The organism is Runella rosea, from assembly GCF_003325355.1.
In the GTDB taxonomy this organism is placed as follows: domain Bacteria; phylum Bacteroidota; class Bacteroidia; order Cytophagales; family Spirosomataceae; genus Runella; species Runella rosea.
Genome location: NZ_CP030850.1, coordinates 4334861 through 4355205 on the forward strand (window position 1 = coordinate 4334861; position 20345 = coordinate 4355205).

General features: G+C 43.7%; 22 protein-coding genes. 10 read left to right on the forward strand and 12 right to left on the reverse strand.

The window, feature by feature from the left end; all coding sequences use genetic code 11:
• Positions 1-31 precede the first annotated feature (31 nt).
• Both DR864_RS18170 and cysS read right to left on the reverse strand, forming a co-directional pair.
• Positions 32-574, reverse strand: coding sequence for a DUF192 domain-containing protein (locus DR864_RS18170; protein WP_114068296.1), 543 nt, complete (start codon positions 572-574; stop codon positions 32-34).
• A 46-nt stretch (positions 575-620) separates the two neighbouring features.
• Positions 621-2156 carry a cysteine--tRNA ligase gene (gene cysS, locus DR864_RS18175; protein ID WP_114068297.1) on the reverse strand — a complete coding sequence of 512 codons (1536 nt, stop codon included), beginning with the start codon at positions 2154-2156 and terminating at the stop codon, positions 621-623.
• Positions 2157-2363: 207 nt separating this feature from the next.
• On the opposite strand from cysS, the gene udk reads away from it, so the two are divergent.
• Positions 2364-2984, forward strand: coding sequence for a uridine kinase (gene udk, locus DR864_RS18180; protein WP_114068298.1), 621 nt, complete (start codon positions 2364-2366; stop codon positions 2982-2984).
• Between the two features lie 27 nt (positions 2985-3011).
• Here udk and DR864_RS18185 read toward each other — a convergent pair whose 3' ends face one another.
• Positions 3012-3233 (reverse strand): PspC domain-containing protein, encoded by a 222-nt coding sequence (locus DR864_RS18185; protein WP_114068299.1) that lies wholly within the window; start codon positions 3231-3233, stop codon positions 3012-3014.
• Positions 3234-3533: 300 nt separating this feature from the next.
• Between DR864_RS18185 and DR864_RS18190 the strand changes: the two genes are divergently transcribed.
• Positions 3534-3728: a cold-shock protein gene (locus DR864_RS18190; RefSeq protein WP_013927601.1), complete on the forward strand. Its 195-nt coding sequence runs from the start codon at positions 3534-3536 to the stop codon at positions 3726-3728.
• 83 nt (positions 3729-3811) lie between these two features.
• Here DR864_RS18190 and DR864_RS18195 read toward each other — a convergent pair whose 3' ends face one another.
• A complete protein-coding gene (locus tag DR864_RS18195; RefSeq protein ID WP_114070354.1) occupies positions 3812-5002 on the reverse strand; it encodes a Gfo/Idh/MocA family protein in 1191 nt (396 codons plus the stop codon).
• A gap of 110 nt (positions 5003-5112) precedes the next feature.
• Between DR864_RS18195 and DR864_RS18200 the strand changes: the two genes are divergently transcribed.
• The gene (locus DR864_RS18200; RefSeq protein ID WP_114068300.1) at positions 5113-5658 is read left to right on the forward strand and encodes a hypothetical protein; all 546 of its coding nucleotides are present in this window, start codon (positions 5113-5115) and stop codon (positions 5656-5658) included.
• Between the two features lie 18 nt (positions 5659-5676).
• Positions 5677-6153: a hypothetical protein gene (locus DR864_RS18205; RefSeq protein WP_114068301.1), complete on the forward strand. Its 477-nt coding sequence runs from the start codon at positions 5677-5679 to the stop codon at positions 6151-6153.
• A gap of 87 nt (positions 6154-6240) precedes the next feature.
• Here the strand turns inward: DR864_RS18205 and DR864_RS18210 are convergent, their stop codons facing one another.
• The 5 genes from DR864_RS18210 to DR864_RS18230 all read right to left on the reverse strand — a co-directional run bounded on the left by DR864_RS18210 (position 6241) and on the right by DR864_RS18230 (position 11077).
• Positions 6241-7212 carry an AAA family ATPase gene (locus tag DR864_RS18210; RefSeq protein WP_114068302.1) on the reverse strand — a complete coding sequence of 324 codons (972 nt, stop codon included), beginning with the start codon at positions 7210-7212 and terminating at the stop codon, positions 6241-6243.
• A gap of 17 nt (positions 7213-7229) precedes the next feature.
• Positions 7230-8420 carry a DUF4350 domain-containing protein gene (locus DR864_RS18215; RefSeq protein WP_114068303.1) on the reverse strand — a complete coding sequence of 397 codons (1191 nt, stop codon included), beginning with the start codon at positions 8418-8420 and terminating at the stop codon, positions 7230-7232.
• 30 nt (positions 8421-8450) lie between these two features.
• Positions 8451-9182, reverse strand: a complete 732-nt coding sequence (locus DR864_RS18220; protein WP_114068304.1) for a DUF4129 domain-containing protein — start codon at positions 9180-9182, stop codon at positions 8451-8453.
• A 141-nt stretch (positions 9183-9323) separates the two neighbouring features.
• Complete coding sequence (locus DR864_RS18225; RefSeq protein WP_114068305.1) at positions 9324-9665, reverse strand: c-type cytochrome; 342 nt, start codon at positions 9663-9665, stop codon at positions 9324-9326.
• A 104-nt stretch (positions 9666-9769) separates the two neighbouring features.
• Positions 9770-11077, reverse strand: a complete 1308-nt coding sequence (locus tag DR864_RS18230; RefSeq protein ID WP_114068306.1) for an MFS transporter — start codon at positions 11075-11077, stop codon at positions 9770-9772.
• 118 nt (positions 11078-11195) lie between these two features.
• Between DR864_RS18230 and DR864_RS18235 the strand changes: the two genes are divergently transcribed.
• A complete protein-coding gene (locus tag DR864_RS18235; protein WP_114068307.1) occupies positions 11196-11672 on the forward strand; it encodes a regulatory protein RecX in 477 nt (158 codons plus the stop codon).
• 11 nt (positions 11673-11683) lie between these two features.
• A complete protein-coding gene (locus tag DR864_RS18240; RefSeq protein WP_114068308.1) occupies positions 11684-12598 on the forward strand; it encodes a hypothetical protein in 915 nt (304 codons plus the stop codon).
• 69 nt (positions 12599-12667) lie between these two features.
• On the opposite strand, the gene argH is transcribed toward DR864_RS18240, so the two are convergent.
• Positions 12668-14002 carry an argininosuccinate lyase gene (gene argH / locus DR864_RS18245; RefSeq protein ID WP_114070355.1) on the reverse strand — a complete coding sequence of 445 codons (1335 nt, stop codon included), beginning with the start codon at positions 14000-14002 and terminating at the stop codon, positions 12668-12670.
• Between the two features lie 145 nt (positions 14003-14147).
• Complete coding sequence (locus DR864_RS18250; protein ID WP_114068309.1) at positions 14148-14732, reverse strand: hypothetical protein; 585 nt, start codon at positions 14730-14732, stop codon at positions 14148-14150.
• 195 nt (positions 14733-14927) lie between these two features.
• Between DR864_RS18250 and DR864_RS18255 the strand changes: the two genes are divergently transcribed.
• The 3 genes from DR864_RS18255 to DR864_RS18265 all read left to right on the forward strand — a co-directional run bounded on the left by DR864_RS18255 (position 14928) and on the right by DR864_RS18265 (position 16834).
• Positions 14928-15209: a hypothetical protein gene (locus tag DR864_RS18255; protein WP_013927617.1), complete on the forward strand. Its 282-nt coding sequence runs from the start codon at positions 14928-14930 to the stop codon at positions 15207-15209.
• A gap of 2 nt (positions 15210-15211) precedes the next feature.
• Complete coding sequence (locus DR864_RS18260) at positions 15212-15697, forward strand: hypothetical protein (RefSeq protein ID WP_162793938.1); 486 nt, start codon at positions 15212-15214, stop codon at positions 15695-15697.
• 174 nt (positions 15698-15871) lie between these two features.
• The gene (locus DR864_RS18265; RefSeq protein WP_114068311.1) at positions 15872-16834 is read left to right on the forward strand and encodes a DUF5677 domain-containing protein; all 963 of its coding nucleotides are present in this window, start codon (positions 15872-15874) and stop codon (positions 16832-16834) included.
• A 213-nt stretch (positions 16835-17047) separates the two neighbouring features.
• Here DR864_RS18265 and DR864_RS18275 read toward each other — a convergent pair whose 3' ends face one another.
• Positions 17048-19450 (reverse strand): M1 family metallopeptidase, encoded by a 2403-nt coding sequence (locus tag DR864_RS18275; protein WP_114068313.1) that lies wholly within the window; start codon positions 19448-19450, stop codon positions 17048-17050.
• A gap of 456 nt (positions 19451-19906) precedes the next feature.
• On the opposite strand from DR864_RS18275, the gene DR864_RS18280 reads away from it, so the two are divergent.
• Positions 19907-20341: a CBS domain-containing protein gene (locus DR864_RS18280; RefSeq protein WP_114068314.1), complete on the forward strand. Its 435-nt coding sequence runs from the start codon at positions 19907-19909 to the stop codon at positions 20339-20341.
• Positions 20342-20345 lie beyond the last annotated feature (4 nt).

Genomic DNA, 20345 nt, shown 5'->3' on the forward strand with positions numbered 1-20345 from the left:
TTACAACTATTGTTCCAAAATGAAAGAAGTCCTAAAAAACGATAGTGTCGCCCACCTGAATGCCGTATTTATCACAGTAACCGCCGTTTACTTCTACCACGTATTGTGCGTCACCAAAGGAGGGGAGGCTTTCTTCAGAATAGGGTTTAGCCTTTTTCTGGATAGAAACAATTTTTTTGTTTTGGTCAACGTAGATGATGTCCAACGAAATCATGGTGTTTTTCATCCAAAAACTTTGCGGGGTCGGTTCTTCAAAAACAAATAGCATTCCCACCGAATCGGAAAGATAGGGTCGGAACATCAGTCCTTTTTGGCGATCGGCGTCATTTTCGGCGATTTCAACGTCAATCTTTCGGAATGTTTTACCGCCTTTTAAAAACGTTACTTCACCCTCTTTCACAATACCGCTCGCTGGGGCCGTGGGTGCCGCTGACGAAGAAGCGGGCGCCTCAGTTTCGACCGAAACCGAGGCGCTACTGTTGGAAACCAGCAGGGGCCTTAAAAGATATAAAGCTCCCGCTAGCACGAAAACTGCCAATAAAATATAACTAATGTATGAACGACGCTTCTCCATAAAACATCTTGATGAAATAATACAATGAATATCGTATTGGTTAAAATTATTCTTCGTACGCCCAGTCAATCCGGTGTTTCATGTCCCGAATTACTAAATTTTGCGCCTTGAAATAAGAACGAATTTGGTCAACTTTGTCGTATTGCTGGGCCGACTTGTATTCGCGATATAAATCAAGCATTCCGCTCAATACGGCGTTGCTTTCCGTGATTTCTTCCTTCAGACCCAGAATTTCTTCAGTAAAAGTGATGTATTTTTCTTTCAATAGGGCAAATCCTTCTTCCCCCAACGCCGCAGGATTTAACTGGTTGAGATAAATCATGTTAACGTATTTTAAAAGGTTAAACAACTGCGCAATGGCGACGGCGGTGTTGAGGTCGTCGTTCATGGCATCATAAAACGCCTGCACGGTTTTCTGAATGTCGACTACTTTCTTTTCATCAATCGTAACACCAGGGGTTGAAACCTTCAAGCCTGCTTCATTGGAAGAACTTTCGACCTCTGCGGGGATGTAGGTCAACGCTTTGATGGCTTTCAGCCCATTGATGATTCGTTTGTACGCTTTTTGAGAACCTTTCAGCGCGTCGTTTGAGAAGTCAAGCGTGCTTCGGTATTGACTCTGGAGCATAAAGAATCGAGACGTCATGGGGCTGTAGGCCTGTTCAAGCAACGGATGATTGCCAGAAAACAACTCGACGGGCAAAAACGAATTGCCTAATGATTTTGACATTTTTTGTCCGTTGACCGTCAGCATATTGGAGTGCATCCAATAGCGTACTGGCTCTGTTCCGTTCAATCCTGTTCCCTGCGCAATTTCGCATTCGTGGTGCGGAAATTTCAAGTCCATACCACCGCCGTGAATGTCAAATTGCTTTCCTAAGTATTTGGTACTCATGCAGGTACATTCTAAATGCCAGCCTGGAAAGCCTTTGCCCCAAGGAGATTCCCACTGCATGATGTGCTCGGGGGCGGCTTTCTTCCAAATGGCAAAATCCAGCGGATTTCGTTTCTCAGAAGTACCTTCCAGCTCGCGGGTTTCGGTCAAAAGGTCTTCCAATACCCGGCCAGATAGTTTTCCGTAATTATTGCCGTTTGCGTTGTATTGATTGATGTCAAAATAGACCGAACCATTGGATTCATAAGCCAGTCCTTTGTCAATCAAGTCTTTGACGGCTTCTATTTGTTCAATTAAATGACCAGTAGCGGTGGGTTCAATGCTGGGAGTGCGGAAATTAAGTTGCTCCAGCACCTGATGAAAATCGTTGGTGTAGCGCTGCACAATTTCCATCGGCTCCAGCTTTTCTAGTTTGGCCATCCGCCCGATTTTATCTTCACCTTCGTCGCCGTCGCCTACTAGGTGACCCACATCCGTGATGTTGCGCACATAACGGACCTTGTAACCAATGTGCGTCAGGTACCGAAAAAGAATATCGAAAGTCAGAAACGTACGAACATTGCCCAAGTGGACGTAATTATAAACCGTTGGCCCGCACACATACAGCCCTACGTGAGGGGGGCTAAGTGGTTGAAAAAGTTCTTTTTGGCGGGCGAGAGAATTATAGATTTTGAGTGGTTGTGTCATGATGAGAGAATACTAAATACTCGTTTATGAAATTGATTTCCCGAAACGCAGTATCAGCAACATCGAAAGAGGTCAACCCGAAAAATTTTCAAAAACATAGCAGGAGAAAATGTAATTTAAACGCAAAACTAACAATTTGTTGCGGGTTCTTTTACAATTTCGGTGCCAGAAGTTCGGTATTTAAACAGGGCCACTTAACTTTACCGCATGAAAAAACCTTTTATCGTCGGAATCACGGGCGGGAGTGCATCGGGAAAGACCTATTTTCTTAACAGCCTGATGGGCGCTTTTGGCGAAGATGAAATCTGTCTGATTTCGCAAGACCATTATTATCGTTCTCGTAATGATGTGCCCGTTGACGAAAACGGGGTACATAATTTTGACTTACCCTCCGCTATCAACCACCGCAAGTACGCTGAGCACATCATCGACCTTCGGGAAGGCAAGACCGTGGAGCAGTTGGAATATACCTTCAACAATCCCGCCATTATTCCGCAGATGCTTACCTTTAGACCCACTCCCATCATTGTGGTAGAAGGGATTTTTGTGTTTTACTTCAAAGAAATTGCGGAGCTGTTGGATTTAAAAATCTTCATTGACGCCAAAGAACACATCAAACTCAAACGCCGCATCATCCGCGACCAAGTGGAGCGCGGCTACGATTTGACGGACGTTTTGTACCGTTGGGAAAATCACGTATTTCCAACCTATGAGCAATTTATCAAACCCTCAAAGGCTGACGCCGACATAATTATTCCCAATAACCGACATTTTCATCGCGGTTTGGAAGTAGTAAAAGCATTTTTGAAAAGTAAAATTGAGCCTTAGTAATGACTCAAAAAGAGTTAGCTAACCTTATAATTCCCAAATAGTAGGATTATTGTGTCGACGAAGGTGCTTGCCAATCTCCATCCAGAACGCCATCACTAGGTAGACAATGATGGGAGACCCAAAGGTCAAAAAGCTGGCGTAAATGAAATAAAGCCGAATACTGCTTGCTGAGATATTTAAGATTTCTCCCAAGCGAGTACAAACGCCAAAAACGTGGTTCTCAACAAAATACCGGAAACGATTCATCGCGTTTTTTATGTTTGAAAACGAAGGTAGCAAATCTATTTTGTAAAGTCAAGCATCTGAATAACAGATGTCTCCGAACTTGACTTGTAACAATTATTTTATAAATTTGTTTGAGCTCTGCTTAAAAACTTCATTCTCATCGCAAGACAAAGTAAGTCTTGGCAAGTGCCTAATTTTGAGCGTTCAAGCCTTTTGCTCAATGATTAGTTTTGTCAATATCTTTGTAAGTCCGCTGAAAATGAGGAGATTGGCGGCTGTTTGTTTAATTATTTCTTTCATTATTTTAATTATTGTAGTAAAATGCAAACAGGAACAGTAAAGTTTTTCAATGAAGCCAGAGGGTATGGTTTTATTGTGGACGATGAATCTCAAAAAGAAATTTTTGTACACGTAACGGGCTTAGGCGGGGTAGTTATCCGTGAAAAAGACCGAGTAGAGTACGAAATCGTTGATGGTAAAAAAGGCTTGAACGCTACTAAAGTGAAGAAAATTTGATTTTTCTTTACCCAAGAACGGTACGGGGAACTCTGCCAAGAGCTCCCCGTTTTTATTTTCCTACACGGGCAGACGAAATGCCCCTATAGGTCACGCTCGATGATTTCGTTGGTCTTTTTATCTTTCAAAATTACTTTGTGACGGCCGTCGTGGGTTACTTCTTCCTTAATTAAATAATAATCAGCATCGTATTCAATCAGCGTTGAAACGGGCGACAGTCCTTCCTGTCCGCGCCAAACGGGCAAATCGACAGGCTCCCAAAGTTTGGTTTTGGCCGATTTGTAGGCGGCATCAATGATGGCGTTGACCACGTAGCCATCGTAAAATGTTTCGGAAGGCTCGGTACCTTCTTCGACCGACCGAAACATATCGGTAAACATGTGGTTGTAGCCAAGTTCGTTGACCTCATCGCCTACCGGAAAAAGCCAACCCGTATTGCTTTCGGCTTTCTCGGCCACGTAGTCGCCGCCTTTGCCCGTCGTAAATACTTCAAAGCCCGTACGAAGAAAATTATTCATCCATATAGTGCCCTCCGTTCCCATGACCTCGTCGCGCAGGTCCATGCCGCCGCGAAACGTCCAGCTTACTTCAAATTGACCAATGGCTCCGTTTTCGTATTTGACCAACGCAATGGCGTGGTCTTCGGCCTCGATGGGTTTTACTTGCGTGGCGGCCCAGCACATCACTTCTACGGGCTTAATATCTTTGCCGATAAAATTGCGAGCAATTTCGATACAATGGCAGCCCAAATCAAGGATACAGCCACCGCCCGCCTGTTCTTTGTCCCAAAACCAGTTGCTGTGGGGGCCAGGGTGGGTTTCTCTTGACTTGGCCCAGAGAATCCGCCCCAGTGCACCGTTGTCTACCATCTGCTTGGATTTCAGAAATTTGGGGGTGTAACATAAATCTTCCAGGTACCCGCCAAATATGCCTGCGCCTTCAATGGCCTGCATCATCCGGAGGGCTTCTGCGCCGTTTCTTCCCAAAGGTTTGGTGCTGACCACCGCCTTTTTATGTTTTACGCAAAGCATGACGGCGGCTTCGTGGAGGTTGTTGGGCAGCGCTACGCAAATCATTGTCACGTCGGGGTGCGCGATTACTTCTTCCATGTCGGTCGACCAAAACGTACAGCCGTAATCATCGGCAAATTTTTTGGCACTTTCTTCGCGGCGCGCATAAATGGCCACCACGCGGTCACGGCCGCGCTGACCGTGGATAGACTCTGCATAAAAACGTCCGATAAAGCCCGAACCAAGCATGGCAATCCTTTGCATAAAATCTGATTGTTGACGGTGAAAATTATTTTTATTAAAAAAAGCAGTTACGCTAAACTTTTTAATGATGGTTTTTTGTTCGTACTTTTGCAATATAGTTGCAAATAGTCATGGCAAGAATTATTTCGATAACATTAAATGTGGGTTTAACAGGGCTTGTACACCTGTTGTGCTGCTGGGTACCGTTGGTGGTCGTTTTGTTTAACGGGGCATCTATCGGCTGGTTGGCAGAGTATCGTACTCCGTTGATTGCGTTGCAATTAGCGGCATTGGTGTGGTCTTTTTATGATTTATACTTACGCCCTTCTCACCAGGCTGGTTTGTTTGAAAAAAGAGTGTTTTGGGCTGCGGTAGGCCTTACGGTGGTGTTGAATCTGATTCCTCATCGGTATTTTCAGGCCGAAGAAGGCCAGTTGGCGCAAGCGCAGTTTGAAAGAATTCGCTCAACAAGGGTTGCTCAATTTGAACTTAAAACGCCGCTGAAATCGGTAGAAAAGTTAAATAATACGCTTCAATCCGTAGAAGGTGTCGTACCTTCGCAAATCAAGCTGAATGACGAGGTGGTTTCGGTGCGTTATTATGCAGGAAAAACGTCCGATGAAGCCATTTTGGCGACTCTCCGAAAGCAGGGATACCAAGTTTCAATGATTGACTAACCAACGCTACTTTTTACCATGACAAAACACCTTTATTCTTTACTTACCGTTGGCGGTATGCTTTTCGGTGCGTATTTATTTTCTGCTTGCGGTGACAAAAAAGACCCCAAAATGGAAGAAGCGGGCAAAGTCCATCTGGAAGCTATGGAAATTGAAGAGTCTATTCATCAACAAATAGAAGGAATAGATTCGTTGAAGATAGTGTTAAGTGAAAAGAAAAAAACGCTGACCGATGCGGCGGCTATTGCAAGTCTAGATTCCACCGTAGCGGCGTTGGATGCGGTAGCTGGTTCATTTGCCGCTTGGGAAGAAAGCGTGGTAGAGGTACCAGGATTGCCTCACGAGCACCACGACGGAGAGGAGCATGAGCACAAGCCAGCGCCAGATTTGACGGCTGAACAAATGCTGGAGGTACAAAAAGAATCAAAAACCAATATTGAGAAAATCAAAGCTGATTTAGCTAAGGCTGAGGAAATGGTTAAAAAAGTACTCTAGCGAGTTTATAAGAAAAAAATACCAATCGCCTGCCTTCCTGAATGTTTAATTCGGAAAGCAGGCGATTGGTATTATATGGGCAATGGACTAACGCGGTACTTCTACTTTTTGCAATAATTGTGCTACGGCATCGTCGGGAGTGGCGCCTTCCATTTCGCGCTCGGGCATCAAAATAATGCGGTGACGAAGCACGGCGGGAGCAAGTGCCTGAATGTCTTCGGGCGTCACAAAATCACGTCCTCTAATCGCGGCCAATGCTTTGGAACTGTTCAATAATGCCACCGAAGCCCGTGGTGATGCCCCCAAAAACAAGGATTTATTGTTGCGTGTTTGCAGAACAATTTGGGCAATATATTCCAACAATTTATCTTCTACGTGAACTAAGTGCGTTTTAGCCCGTAATTCCGTTAATTGCTGAGGTTGTAAAATGGCCGTAATTTCTCCAATGGCTTCGGCCATGCTTTTCCGTTGATGATGTCCGCGCAACACTTCTACTTCTTGCTCGGCGGTGGGGTAGCCCACGACTATTTTAAACAAGAAACGGTCTAGCTGGGCTTCTGGCAAGCGATACGTTCCTTCGTGTTCAACGGGATTTTGGGTGGCAATCACAATAAACGGTGTACTCATTGGGTAGGTACTGCCGTCGATGGTGGCTTGTCGTTCTTCCATGACTTCAAATAGGGCCGATTGCGTTTTGGCCGGGGCCCGGTTGATTTCGTCGACCAGAATGATGTTAGAAAAAATCGGTCCTTTCATAAACTCAAAATTGGCGAGCTTAGGGTTGAATATCGACGTCCCCAAAACATCCGATGGCATTAAATCGGGGGTGAACTGAATTCGACTGAAATCAGTGTTGATGGTTTTTGCCAATAGCTTCGCCGTGAGGGTTTTGGCTACCCCAGGTACTCCCTCTACCAAGACGTGCCCGTCGGCCAAAATGGCGGTTAGGAGTAGTTCTATGGTATGGTGTTGGCCAACAATGATTTTACCGATTTCGGTTTTTATGGCCGAAATGGCGTCGTTAAGGTCTTGAAGGTCAATGCGTGATTCGAAATTCATGAATGAGAGGGTAGATGTTATCTGGTTTTTTGATAAAAATCGTCAATTCTTCGGTTTAAGCTCAGTAAGGCGTATTCTGTAAGGCGGCCGCTGCGCTCCGCATGGGCTATTTCGCCAAATAATAAATCAATTTCTAAGCGTGCAAAGCCTGTTTTTTGCGATAAGGCTTCTTTGAATTCTTCGTCCAATTCATTGGTGCGCAGCCCAAAGCGCTCCCGAATATAAAGCAACAAGTGTTGAATTTTCTTTTGAGCAATGTTGGCGTGGTCAGCCTGTTGGAAATACATTTTTCCGATGGTTTGCACAAATTCGAGGGAGGTGTTTTTAGGCACCTCCATCACTGGAATGATGCGCTGGGTGCGTTTTGCCGCAAAAATGGCAAACATAAACAGCCCGAAAAGAACCATGTAATAGGCCCATTTTAGCGGTGGCTGCGTCATCACAAATCGAAAAATGGACTGCTCATTTTCACCAAATCGACCCTGCTTCAGGTATTCATCCCAGTACGTGGGTTGCACGGGTAAATACGAAAGGCTCTTAAAAGCAAAGTCTGACGTAGCAGAATCCAACGCGTAGTAATTGGTCAAAGCCAAAGGTAAATTATGCAGATAAAAATGACCTTTTCCGTAGGCTACCTTCAAAAATATGGGTTCATTCCGTGCATTTTGGGCCAAAACCGTTACATTTTTAGATTTTTTTACTAGAAAATAATTCCGACCGTCATCCTGTGGAAAAACGTAGCCTTTGGGTTTTCTGAAGGTTGGATTGACAAAGTTCATGACCAATGCCGTATCGCGGAGCGAAGGCGCTTTTAGTGTGGCCCGTACGTCGAGGATTTTGAGCAATGTATCCGAAAAGTCGTAAGCAGAAATAAAAACGTTGTTCCCTTTTTTTACATAATTGAGGAGTTGAACGCGGTCGTTTTTATCAATATCAAAATTTTGACAGACAAAAATATAGTTGCTTTTAGCAGGCAGTTTGCTTTCAGTCAGGTGATTATAGATTGGTAAACGCAATGACTTTACTTCTTGGTTGCCAAAGACATCGGGCAATAATTCAACCAGTGCTTTGGTACCAAACGGAATTTTATCCTTGTCGGAATAAGACGGCGTCCAGTCAATCGGTTTGGGGCGGTAGTATTCAAACAGCCCATAACCGAGGATGGTCAGCGTTAAAAACCAAAAATATTTGCTTCGTAAATTTTTCAAAAGAATATCAGTCGTTGCGTCGTCAATGTTTTAGATTTTGCCCGAGAAACTAGAAAAGGCTTCTTTTATATCTCCAAATTCGGCTTCTGAGACCGTAAAATCGCCGTACCAAACGTACTCAAATTGAGAAGTCAGTCGCTCAAAATCAGTTTTTAGACGAAGGTTCCCTAATTCGTCTACATAAATACGGTTGGTTTTGGTAGGTTGCCAATGAATCAATTGCTTGTCAGTCAGCTGTTTGAGTGTTCTCAAGTAATACAGCCTTATGGCCAAACGGTAATTGTGATTTTCAACGGCTTCGTCAATGAGTTTATTAAAATCCAGTTCATGAATGTTCTCGGTTATGCGGTTATAAGAGAGTGGATCGTCTTGGGCTTTACGGCCAAAGATACCGCCCAAAAACTCCGATTTGTAAAGAAGCCAAAGGGCGAAACCGCCGATGGTGGCTAAAATGACATATTGCCAGAAATTTTCGTAGGAACTACTTTGAAAAAATGCCGACAATTTGCGCATTAGCCAGTACCAAAATTTGGCCAGCGGGTTTTCTGGGGGCGGAGCGTCGTTGTGATAACGATACTCCCGGTCGTTACGCAAATCATCGAGACGCTCTGCCGAAGGCAGGCGTTGTACAATACTTGACTGGTCAAAAGGAGCTTTTACGGTTGCGGTATCGGCCTTTTCGTTTTTTTGCGCCTGAAGGCAGATGCCAGCGGTCAGAAACAAAATAATAAGAGTGATTCTTTTTAAAACAGATGAAATCATGGCATTAAATCAAAAAGTTACTATCTGTTTTGGGATTATTTACTTTAATGAAGCGAAAACTAAACCATAAATTGACCTTAAAGCTACAAAAAAGCCGACGTTTTGCGTCGGCTTTACAATGGAGAAAATAAAAAAGACTGGTTATTTCTTTTTTGGAGCAAGCGTCACAATCCATTTGGCAATTTTAAGCGCCTCGTCTTTAGGTACGTTTGCAAGGGCAGCCATTGGAGGATAACCAGGCCAGTTGGCAGGTTTTGGAGCATAGATTAGTTCTACGATTTGCTCGGGTTTGTATTTTTTCTTAGCCATTACTTCCTTGTAGCCTGGACCAACCAATCGCTGATCAACACGGTGACAGGCTAAACAAGTATTCTTGCTTAGTAATGCCTCAATATCAGCGGGAATTTGGGTTTGTGCGTTTGCGATGGTCGTGCCGGCACAAAAAAAGCCCGCGGCTAATAACATTTTGGTGAATCGTTTCATGCCAAGGATTGGAATTATTGTAATGAAAAGTAAGAACTTGATTTTAATGCAAAGCTATAACGTTTTCAGAAAGAAATTGTGTTAAAATGCTAAAAGTTTATTTTTCACATTTCCACGGGTTTCATTTTAGGAACGAGTAGGTTGATGATAAAAAGTGCCAACAAATAACTAGACCCAGCAATCAAAAACAAGGGTAAATAACCAAACTGAACGCGTATAGGGCCAGCTATTGCGGCCAGAACGGCCCCGCCTACGGCCCCCGCAAATCCGCCGATACCTGTCACCATCGCAACGGCACTTTTGGGGAATAAATCGGAGGCAAAGGTGTACACATTGGCTGACCACCCCAGGTGTCCGGCTGCGGCAATGGCGATGAGCACTACCGCGATGTAAATATTTTGGGTTTGGGCGGCAAAGAAAATGGGGACAACGCAAAGCGCACAAATCAGCATTGTTGTCTTGCGGGCGCGGTTGAGTTCCCAGCCTATTTTCATAAATTGTGATGAAAGCCAGCCAAAAAACACGCTGCCGCCGTCCGAAATAATGTAAATGACCATAAATGGTAGACCAATATTCTGAAGGTCAAGGGTTTGGTCAAGAGATTCGCTAGAGTTGAAAAAATCGGGTAACCATGTCAGATAAAACCACCAGATGGGGTCAGCCATGAATTTTCCCACAATCAGCGCCCAAGTTTGACGATAACGCAACAGCCGCCACCACGTCAGGCGTCCCTGAATTACTTCCTGTTGATGGTCTTGCTGAATATACCGTAGCTCAACAGGAGACACTTTGGGGTGTTGTTCGGGGCGCTGGTAAGTCATCCACCATGCTACTAGAACACCCAGACCCAATACCCCTGTAGTCATGAATGAAATTCGCCAGCCATAGTGAAGGGTCATCCAAGGAATGACGGCGGCGGTAATGATGATTCCGACATTGGCTCCTGCGTTAAAAATTCCGGTGGCAAAGGAGCGCTCTTTTTTGGGAAACCATTCGGCAATCGACTTAATGCTTGAAGGAAAGTTGCCAGCTTCTCCGATTCCCAAAACAAACCGCGTAGCCACTAATCCCCGAAACGAACTCACGAAGGCATTGGCAATACCCGCCATGCTCCAAAGCCCAATCGCCACCGCTAATCCACGTTTGGTGCCTACTCGGTCGATAAGCCACCCAATCATCATAAAACCAACGGCGTAGGCGACTTTAAAGGCGGTATCTACCCAACCGTACTGGATTTTGAACGCATTGAGGTCGGCTTGGGTGAGCGTATAAGTAAGCGGCACCCCAAGCATTTCTTTTCTGAACGTATCATCAAGCATCGCAAAGGAGAGTACGTTGCGATCAATGTAGTTGATGGTAGTAACCAAAAAAAGCAACAGCACTATCCGCCAGCGGAAGTTGTTGGGAAGCATTGTATATCAGGGGTTAAAGGTCGAAACGCCGAAACGTACTTTTTTGCAGCAAAACTTCTGCAATATACGGGGTATGTTGTAAATGTTATATGCTTATTTTTGTTGAAAAAATCCATAAATGACTGACCGTCAAAAATTCGCGTTATTAAAAGCGGCTTCCTTTTGTGCTTATCAGGAACGAACCGTGAAAGAAACCCGACAGCGTTTAAACGATTGGGAGCTTTCAGAGGAAGAAACTGCGTGGGTGTTGGAGGAGCTGAAAGCGCAAAATTACCTAAATGAGGAGCGTTTTGCGCGAGCGTTTGCGGGAGGTAAGTTTCGGGTAAAGCGATGGGGGCGCCTCAAAATCAGGCAGGAGATGAAGCTAAAAGGCTTATCGAATGATTTGATTCAAAAGGGTTTAAGCGAAATAGACGGCGATGATTATGAGGTGGTACTGCGAGATTTGCTGGAAAAAAAAGCGAAGGGCTTAAAAGGAGAACCTTTGGCCGTGAAGCAAAAATTGGTTCGTTTTGCCCTGAGTCGGGGTTTTGAAAGCGATATTGTGTGGGAATTGCTGAAAACCATGGGCGTGGAAGAGGAGCAAGAAGAATAATCGGATGAATAATGAGCAAAAAAATCATTGAACGGATTCATAAAGAGACAGATACGGCTGATTTGCTGCACTTGCTTACGGCGTTGCCTTCTTCAGACCTCAATTCGTTGTTGATGGAAGTAATGCGCCGAAAAACTGAGCGAATGACTGCGGGCGATTTGCTCAGAAGTTATGCTGACAACCGATTTGTCAAACCCTCTGATGTTGATTTCATCTCCTTTTTAACTTTTGAGTTGCATCTTCTGCAAAAAGCTCAGGCTTTTGGATTTACCCCCCTCGAACTGTCTCCTGTGAGTCCGCTTGGGTCATGCGCTGCGGTAGCAACGGTCAATCAGAACAAAATTTTATCGGCTTTAAGAAGTACGGAAGTCGTAGCTGATGCCACAAACTTGCTTGCGCTGGAAGCCGTAAGCCGTCGGAAAAAAATACAATTTGAGTCAACCGATATTCAGCTTTGCACGGTGCACCGACACCTCCGCACGCCTTACATGCCACCTCCTTTTCTCCCTCATTTTAAGATTTTCTGCCTTCTAACGGCGGGGAAAGACAAAGGGAATTTACTTTTTGAAAAACGACATTTGATAGAGCATATCCGTTTTACGACTGATTACCTAAAAAGCTTTTCAGGTATTGAATCAGTAAAGGTCGTATTGAAGTCTACACGTAAACAGAATCCTGATTTTTTACCTTTGTGTGATACCATTATGACTGAAATGAAGGATGTTACCTTTGAGGTAGAAGAGGTAGAACAACCTTATTATCAGGTTATTCAGTTCAAAGTTTTTGTAACCATTGGCCAGAAAGAATTCGATATCGCCGATGGTGGGTTGGTAGATTGGTCGCAAAAATTAGCCAATAATCGCAAAGAACGTATGCTGACCAGCGGTATCGGAATTGAGTTATTGTTTAAACTATTAGGGTTTTAAAAAATAGTTAACCACAGAGGCACTGAGTTTTTCTCTGTGCCTCTGTGGTTGATTCATCGGGATGATTTTCTATTTCAATAAATTTTCAACCGCTGTATGTACCTTCTCAAACTTAAATCGCGCCATTTCGGCATTCATCAACTCCGTGATTTGGTCGTTGCAAAGATTGCCGATACTGCCCTCGTGTGTGTGATTGAGGGCGCGTGAGGCCTGGTAAGTGCCTTCGTTGATTTCTTTCCCTACTAGGCGGTACGCATCGCGGAATGGTACTCCCTGCACCACCAGTTCATTGACGCGCTCCACGCTGAAGAGTAAATCGTATTTTTTATCAACCAATAAATCGGGTTTTACCTCAAGGTGTTCAAGCATAAAGTGAGCAATGTCCAGACAATCTAGTATTTCATCAAATGCGGGCATCAGCAGTTCTTTTAGCAATTGCATATCGCGGTGATAGCCCGACGGTAAATTGCTCATTACCATCGTGATTTCGGTCGGGAGGGCTTTCAACCGATTGGTTTTAGCACGCAAAAGTTCTGCCACGTCGGGGTTTTTTTTGTGCGGCATGATGCTACTTCCCGTCGTGAGGTCGTCGGGTAAAGTGACGAACGCAAAATTTTGGCTGTTGTACAAACAAACATCCATTGCCATGCGTGAAATAGTGGAAGAAAGGGCGGCAATGGCCGTCAACGCTGTTTGTTCGGTCTTCCCGCGTGACATTTGGGCGTACACGACGTTGTAATGCAACGCTTCAAAACCCAACAATTCTGTGGTCATGGTGCGGTTCAGCGGAAAAGAAGAGCCGTAGCCCGCGCCTGAGCCCAAAGGGTTTTTATTGGAAAGTTTATACGCCGTTTGAATCATGGCCATATCGTCGACCAAGGCTTCGCCGTAGGCTCCAAACCACAATCCAAACGACGACGGCATCGCGATTTGTAAGTGCGTATAGCCAGGCAGTAAATCATTTTTGTGTTGGTTGGAACGTTTAACGAGTAAGTCAAACAGTTTTCGGGAGGCCACTGCCACTTCTTCCAAACGACTCCGGGTGAACAGTTTCATATCGACCAACACTTGATCGTTGCGTGAGCGTCCGCTGTGGATTTTTTTACCTACATCCCCGAGCTTACGGGTCAGCATCAGTTCTACCTGCGAGTGGACGTCTTCCACGCCGTCTTCAATTTCGAATTTCCCTTGCCGAATTTCCTGATAAATATTCTTCAATTCGGCTTCCAGCGCGGTCAGTTCGTCTTTTTTTAGCAAACCTACGCTTTCGAGCATTTTGGCGTGGGCGATATTGCCCAATACATCATAAGGGGCCAGATATAAATCCATTTCACGGTCGCGCCCAACGGTGAATTTCTCAATTTTTTCGGAGATAGAAGTCGTTTCTTTTTGCCAGAGTTTCATAGGAACCGCTCGGGTAATCGTGTCTTTGGAAGGTTTATTTTGTGCAAAAATGGCTACCGCATACGCCATTCCAATGCAGAATGTACAGAATGTTTTCATCTCAATTGAATGAATTTAAAGGTAATGCGGCCTTTGAGAGGACAAATTAAGGCTTTTTAGGGAAGATTTTTGCATTGGTAATCAATTCTCGATGTTCATCTAAGAACATTTTAAACGAATAAACTTCTTCCAACTGCCCCGAAAAATCGCTGTCTGCGTCGTATATTTCTTCGTAAACTTGCTCAAAATCAGTGATTAAATAGCGTATTTGACGAATGCCCCAATTGTATAGGGCTGGCAGATAAAAATGTTGGTGGTCTTGCAGAAAACGGTCGGGCTCGTAGTGGGCCGTGGTTTTGAGGTCAACAGCCTCTTTGCGTCCCAATACATCTACAAACCCATATATCAGCGCATCGCCGATTTGGTATTGGCAATATACCTGCGTTTTGACAATGGGTTTGGGTAGCCGTAGGCGAACAGTTTGGAGAATGTTGAAATCAAACTGGTCTTCACCGATTCCTTTTAGAACGGCATCTTCAAACGATACGCCGCGTATCTGAGCTTCCGTGGACGGAATCGGTACGCGATTGATACGGTCCAACAGCTCCTGCTCGCTGAGTTTTCCCTGCAAAAACCGTGAGTAGGTATTGAGCAATGAAGGGTAAAAACGGTAAGCGATTTTGGAGGGCATTTCTAAAGGATGAAGCAAGGTTCGGTAAAAATAATCTTTTATCGTTGGTATTTGTTAAGGTCAATACAGCCATTTATGTACCGGGTAAAGCTGTGATTGACACAATTCAATATATAAACCGTGCATACCGGAAAAACTATCACCTTTTACCTTAATTTTCGTAAATTGCATCATAGATTAAACCCATTGTTTAACATGGAAACAATCAAAGTAAACGTAAACAAAACTATGGACGGATATACATTTAGTATTCTACCGTCTCTACGCGATCTGATAAAAAGGACTGTACCGGGCGCTATGCCTGTGAATAGTATCTTTGTGAGTTATGACGTAAAAAGCAACTTTGAAGCTTACTTCGGCAATCTACAAAAGCATATCCTTCCGGCTCTCTTAGGAATGGACTATGAGCAAGTTCAAAACCAAAATATCCAGTTCATTGATACACAAACAAAAAAGGTGATCTATCCGAACAAATAACCGTGACTAAGAAATTTAATCAATTTTTAGGCAAAGCGGGTCATTTACATATGATGGCTGAGTTCCTGATGAAAGGCTGGAACGTCGCCATACCGGAAGTCGATATTGGTGATGACATCTTTGTCGTCAAGGACGATGAAGGAACGTTGAGGAAAGTCCAAGTAAAAACCTCAAGGGGGAAAGCAACGAAAAAGGGCTATACCGCACAATTTAGCGCATCAGAGTTCAATCTTGCGAATATTGGCCCTGTTGTTGGACATTATGTATTTATCGTCCGCCTTGACGACGATATTTGGTCAAAACCTGTGATTATCAAGCAAGATGTGCTCAATCAGATGTATGAAGATGGCGAAGTCGGCTCATTGACAGGCAAGACCATTGTGTTTAGTTTCAAATACACACAAAACGGTGATAAGGTAATATGCCTCAAAAAAGACCTTTCAGCGTTCATCAACGATTATGTAGATTTTCCACAGCTCGTACATTAAATTAATACTGTTTTTACAGTAAATTATAAGGGAAGCAATGAGTTGTTGCTTCCCTATTTTTTTGCTTTAGAAATTGTGACGGGAAATTAAATATTAAAATAGTTTTTACTACGCAAAAAGATTGCGCACATTATATTTCCCTTTGTGCATATAAATCATTATTTGATAAATATCATGAAAGTAGAACCATTAGAAACTGTATTAATTCGTAGGACTGGAACTGACGAATCTGAATTACTTAATTTTTTAGCTGATGCCATTGAGCAAGTAATAAATATCGGAACCCATTTCATAAAATGGGAAGCTGATAGAGGCGGTGCATCTGTTGAAAAAACCCCATTGATTATGTTATATAGGCATATTTTAGAAATGGGGGATGCTATATCAATCCTTTTGAGGTCTTCATCAGTCGATCCATGCAAAGCAATGCTTCGTTCAATTCTGGAAACTTCTCTTCAGATTGAATATCTATTGAAAGACCCGGAAACTAGAGGGTTCTGCTATATGGTTTGCCATCACAATAAAATGATAAAACAGCTTAAACGTATGGTTGAAAATAGTCAGGAACAAAAAGACTATTTCAATCAGTTGAAGAATAAGTCATATACGGACATTAGCGCAAATGATTTTAGCCATCCTAGTGCACAAAATGATGTTAATAGATTAGTTAATCTGATAAACAGCAAGGACTACAAAATCTATCAAATTGAATATTTGAAAACTTCTACACAGAAGAATGATAACGGTAAAAAGAATAAAAATCCTGAATGGTATTCTTTATTCGGCGGGCCAAAATCCTGTATTGAATTAGCAGAGAATCTTAAGAGAAAGGATTTTTATGAGTTTATGTATCGTCCATTCTCATCTACTGTACATGGATCTGATTTGATAAATTCAAATCTCCAACTACTTTCAAATGGATTTGCACAAGCATCACCTATACGAAATAATGATTCTGCGTCAGATTTTGCAGAAATCGCTATTCAATTATTGACTGAAAATCAGCGGACCATACTGGAAAGATTCAATGAAGGTATAAAGCAGTATCATACCCACTGGTATGCATCCTTTAGAAAAGAATACTTAGAGCCGCTTAGGAAATATAATAATTCGCTAAATGCACCAAGCACACAATAAAGAACTTTTTCCATAAGTTGTGTCAATCGTGCCTTTCCCTGACAAAAGAGGATTTTGCAAATACCCTAAACATTTTAGGAAACTGGTATTTTGGGCGTGGAAATCGAACGTAAAAAAATACCTCATTCCATTTCAAAAAGTGTTTCCTAATAAAAGCTTGAAGCAGCGCTTAGAACACAAAAAAAGGGCGGAAATCAATCCGCCCTTACAGTATTAATTTTTAGCCCCGCCCTGCTGACCGGCTTTCGGTTGCTGACTTTGCTGTGCCTCTTGCATCGGGTTCGTGCCTCCGCCGCCTCGGCGACCGCTTGCCGGGTTCTTAAACAGTTGGAAGCGCGTAGGTGCGGTAGGTTGGCGAGGGAAACTGTTGTCTTCTTCGTCAATATCGGCAATTTCGCGATACGGGTCTAAGGTCCACTGTACCACTTTTTTCTTGGAGGTGATGACCTTTGAAATCTGTTGGTCATTCAAGCGCCAAATCTCAGCTGGGAAGCGTACCAGCGAATCGGTGCCGTCTTCGTATTGCATCTTCACGATTACGGGCATGGGCAGACCGCCTTTGTTTTTTACTTTTAGCGTGTAAAAATTCAACCCTGATTCCACCAATTTACGCTCGTCGGGCGTTAAGCTTGCCAGATAGGTTTCATATTTCTTCTTATCGTTTTCGGTGACTTTGTAGGGGTCGTAGGTATTGTAGAAATCCTTCATGTCAGGGTTCTTATCAACTACTGACTCTTTGATATAGTCTTTATCGCGCTGGCGGGCCACGGTGTTGCGTTTAGCATCGGCCTGTTTTTTGGCTTCTGCTTTGGTGATTTCGGGGTTTTGGGTATCCAATGCAAACCATTCTACTTCCACCAAATCCTGATTGACTGGTTCAACGCCGTAAAACCAACCTTTCCAGAACCAGTCCAAATCAACCCCAGAAGCATCTTCCATGGTTCGGAAGAAATCGGCAGGGGTAGGTGATTTGAACGCCCAACGGCGGCTGTATTCTTTAAAAGCATAATCAAATAATTCTCGTCCCATGACGGTTTCGCGCAAAATATTCAACGCTGTAGCGGGCTTGGCATAGGCGCTCGCACCCGCATTGATGAGGTTGTCGGACATGGTCATGATGGGTACCAAATTCTTGGGGTCTTGCTTCATATAATCGACGATGGCTTGCGGCTCACCACGGCGTGTAGGATAATCTCTATCCCATTCTTTCTCGGTCAGGTATTGCACAAACGTGTTCAGCCCTTCGTCCATCCACATCCATTGGCGCTCGTCGTTGTTGACAATCATCGGGAAGAAGTTGTGGCCCACTTCGTGGATAATTACGCCAATCATGCCGTATTTGGTCGCTTCTGAATAGGTTCCGTCGGCTTCGGGGCGGCCGCCGTTGAACGAAATCATTGGGTATTCCATACCGCCCACGGGGCCGTGGCAAGAAATGGCGACGGGGTAGGGGTAATCTACCGAAAATTTCGAATAGGTTTTGATGGTATGAGCAATGACTTCGGTTGAATATTTGCCCCAAAGTGGATTTCCTTCTTTGGGATAAAACGACATGCAAAGCACTTTTTTGCCCGCTACTTCCTGCATTTTACCGTCCCAGATGTATTTACGGGAAGTGGCAAAGGCCACATCGCGTACGTTATCGGCTTTGAATATCCAAGTTTTTTTGCCCGTTGGCTTGCCTTTTTCGGCTTTCTCCCGCTCTTCCTGCGATGCAATCACGACTACTTTGTCGGAAGACTTAGCTTGCTCAAATTTTCTCAATTGGTTTGGCGTCAGTACTTGGGCGGCGTTTTGAAGCTCGCCAGTAGCGCCCAATACGTGGTCGTCGGGCACGGTAATGGCTAATTTGAAGTTCCCGAACGACAGGGCAAATTCTCCTTGGCTATAATATTGTTTGTGCTGCCAGCCTGTTACGTCATCGTACACACACAGGCGAGGATAAAACTGGGCAATTTCGTACACGTTGTTGCCATCTTTGAATGCTTCAAAGCCCGTACGACGCCCACCTTTGGAAAATTCCACAATTCGATAATTCCAGTCCATCGCAAATGAATACGATTGCTTAGACTGCACGGGTTGCGGCAGGTCAATGCGCATCATGGTTTGGTTGATGGTGTATTTGAGGGGCTTACCAGTTTTGGCATCCCTTACCGAAGTGATGTTGTAGCCATAATCCGCATTTGAATAGTTCATGTCGGAAATGGTCGCCAAACTCGTCATGCTGGTTTGAGTGCCCAAATCGCCCGTGCGGGAGATGGGGCCGGGAGAGTTTTTGGCAAAAAGGTTTTGGTCTAATTGAATCCATACGTACGGCAGCGCGTCGGGCGATTGGTTAAAATACGTGATGGTTTCGGTGCCAATGATTTTGTTGTTGGCCTCGTCCAATTCTACTTTGATGTCATAATCGGCGCGTTGTTGCCAATAGTCTTTTCCAGGCGCTCCCGAGGCGGTACGATAGGTGTTGGGCGTAGGCAGCCCCGTTCCGAGTTGTTCAAACCGGTCGTTGGCGTGGTAGTTTTGAGGTGAGGGAGCCTGAGCTTTGGCTGCGTATAGCCCTTGGAGCAGGATGCAGACAAATACAGGCAATGAGTTGATGAAGGATAATTTTCGCATGGGTTAAAAATTTGGTTAACCAAAGATACAGGAAAACCCATTTTAAGCCGAAAGAATGCTACCAAAAGAACGGATTTTGAGATGAATTCCCGAATGTTAAACAACTGAAAACAAATTTGGATAATTTTAAACGTACAGAAGTTTATTCGGGATTAATATCCTCATCATCACTGTGTGACAAAGGCCACAATGCTTTTATGAATGTGAATCTATAGGCATGTTCGTCGTATGTTTATTCTCGCCAGCCTAGCTATAAAGTAACCATTAATCGTTCGGGAATAGTAGCGGATACGCATTTTGAAAAGGTATTTTATGTTTTTACTAAAGGTGATTGAATGCGTTAAAATTACTTAAGGATAAATGATATTTTTCGGTGATCAGGTTTGGATATAAGTCATTGGTTTTGTAAATTCGTTTAGAGATAAAAATTGATAACCCATTAAAAATGAAAAGTTTATGAAATCTGTAAAAAAGTTACTCGCCGATAAGTCTCAATCTTATATTTGGAGTGTTTCGCCAGATACTACCGTGATTGAAGCGCTCTTTTTAATGGCAGAAAAAAACATAGGCGCCGTTGTTGTGCTTGATGGAGAAAAATTGGTAGGGATATTTTCAGAGCGTGATTATGCCCGAAAAGGAATCGTGCAGGGACGAAAAGCAAAGAGTACACCTATCTCTGAAGTGATGACCTCAAAGGTGTTTACCGTTACCCCCGAAATGGATATCCGGGAATGTATGAAATTGTTTAGCGAAAAGAAATTTCGTCACTTGCCCGTGATGGAAGAGGAGCGAGTCATAGGCGTATTAAGTATTGGAGACATTGTAAATTCGATCATGAAAGAACAGGTCGATCATATCCAATTTTTGGAAGGATATATTACAAATGCTTAATTAT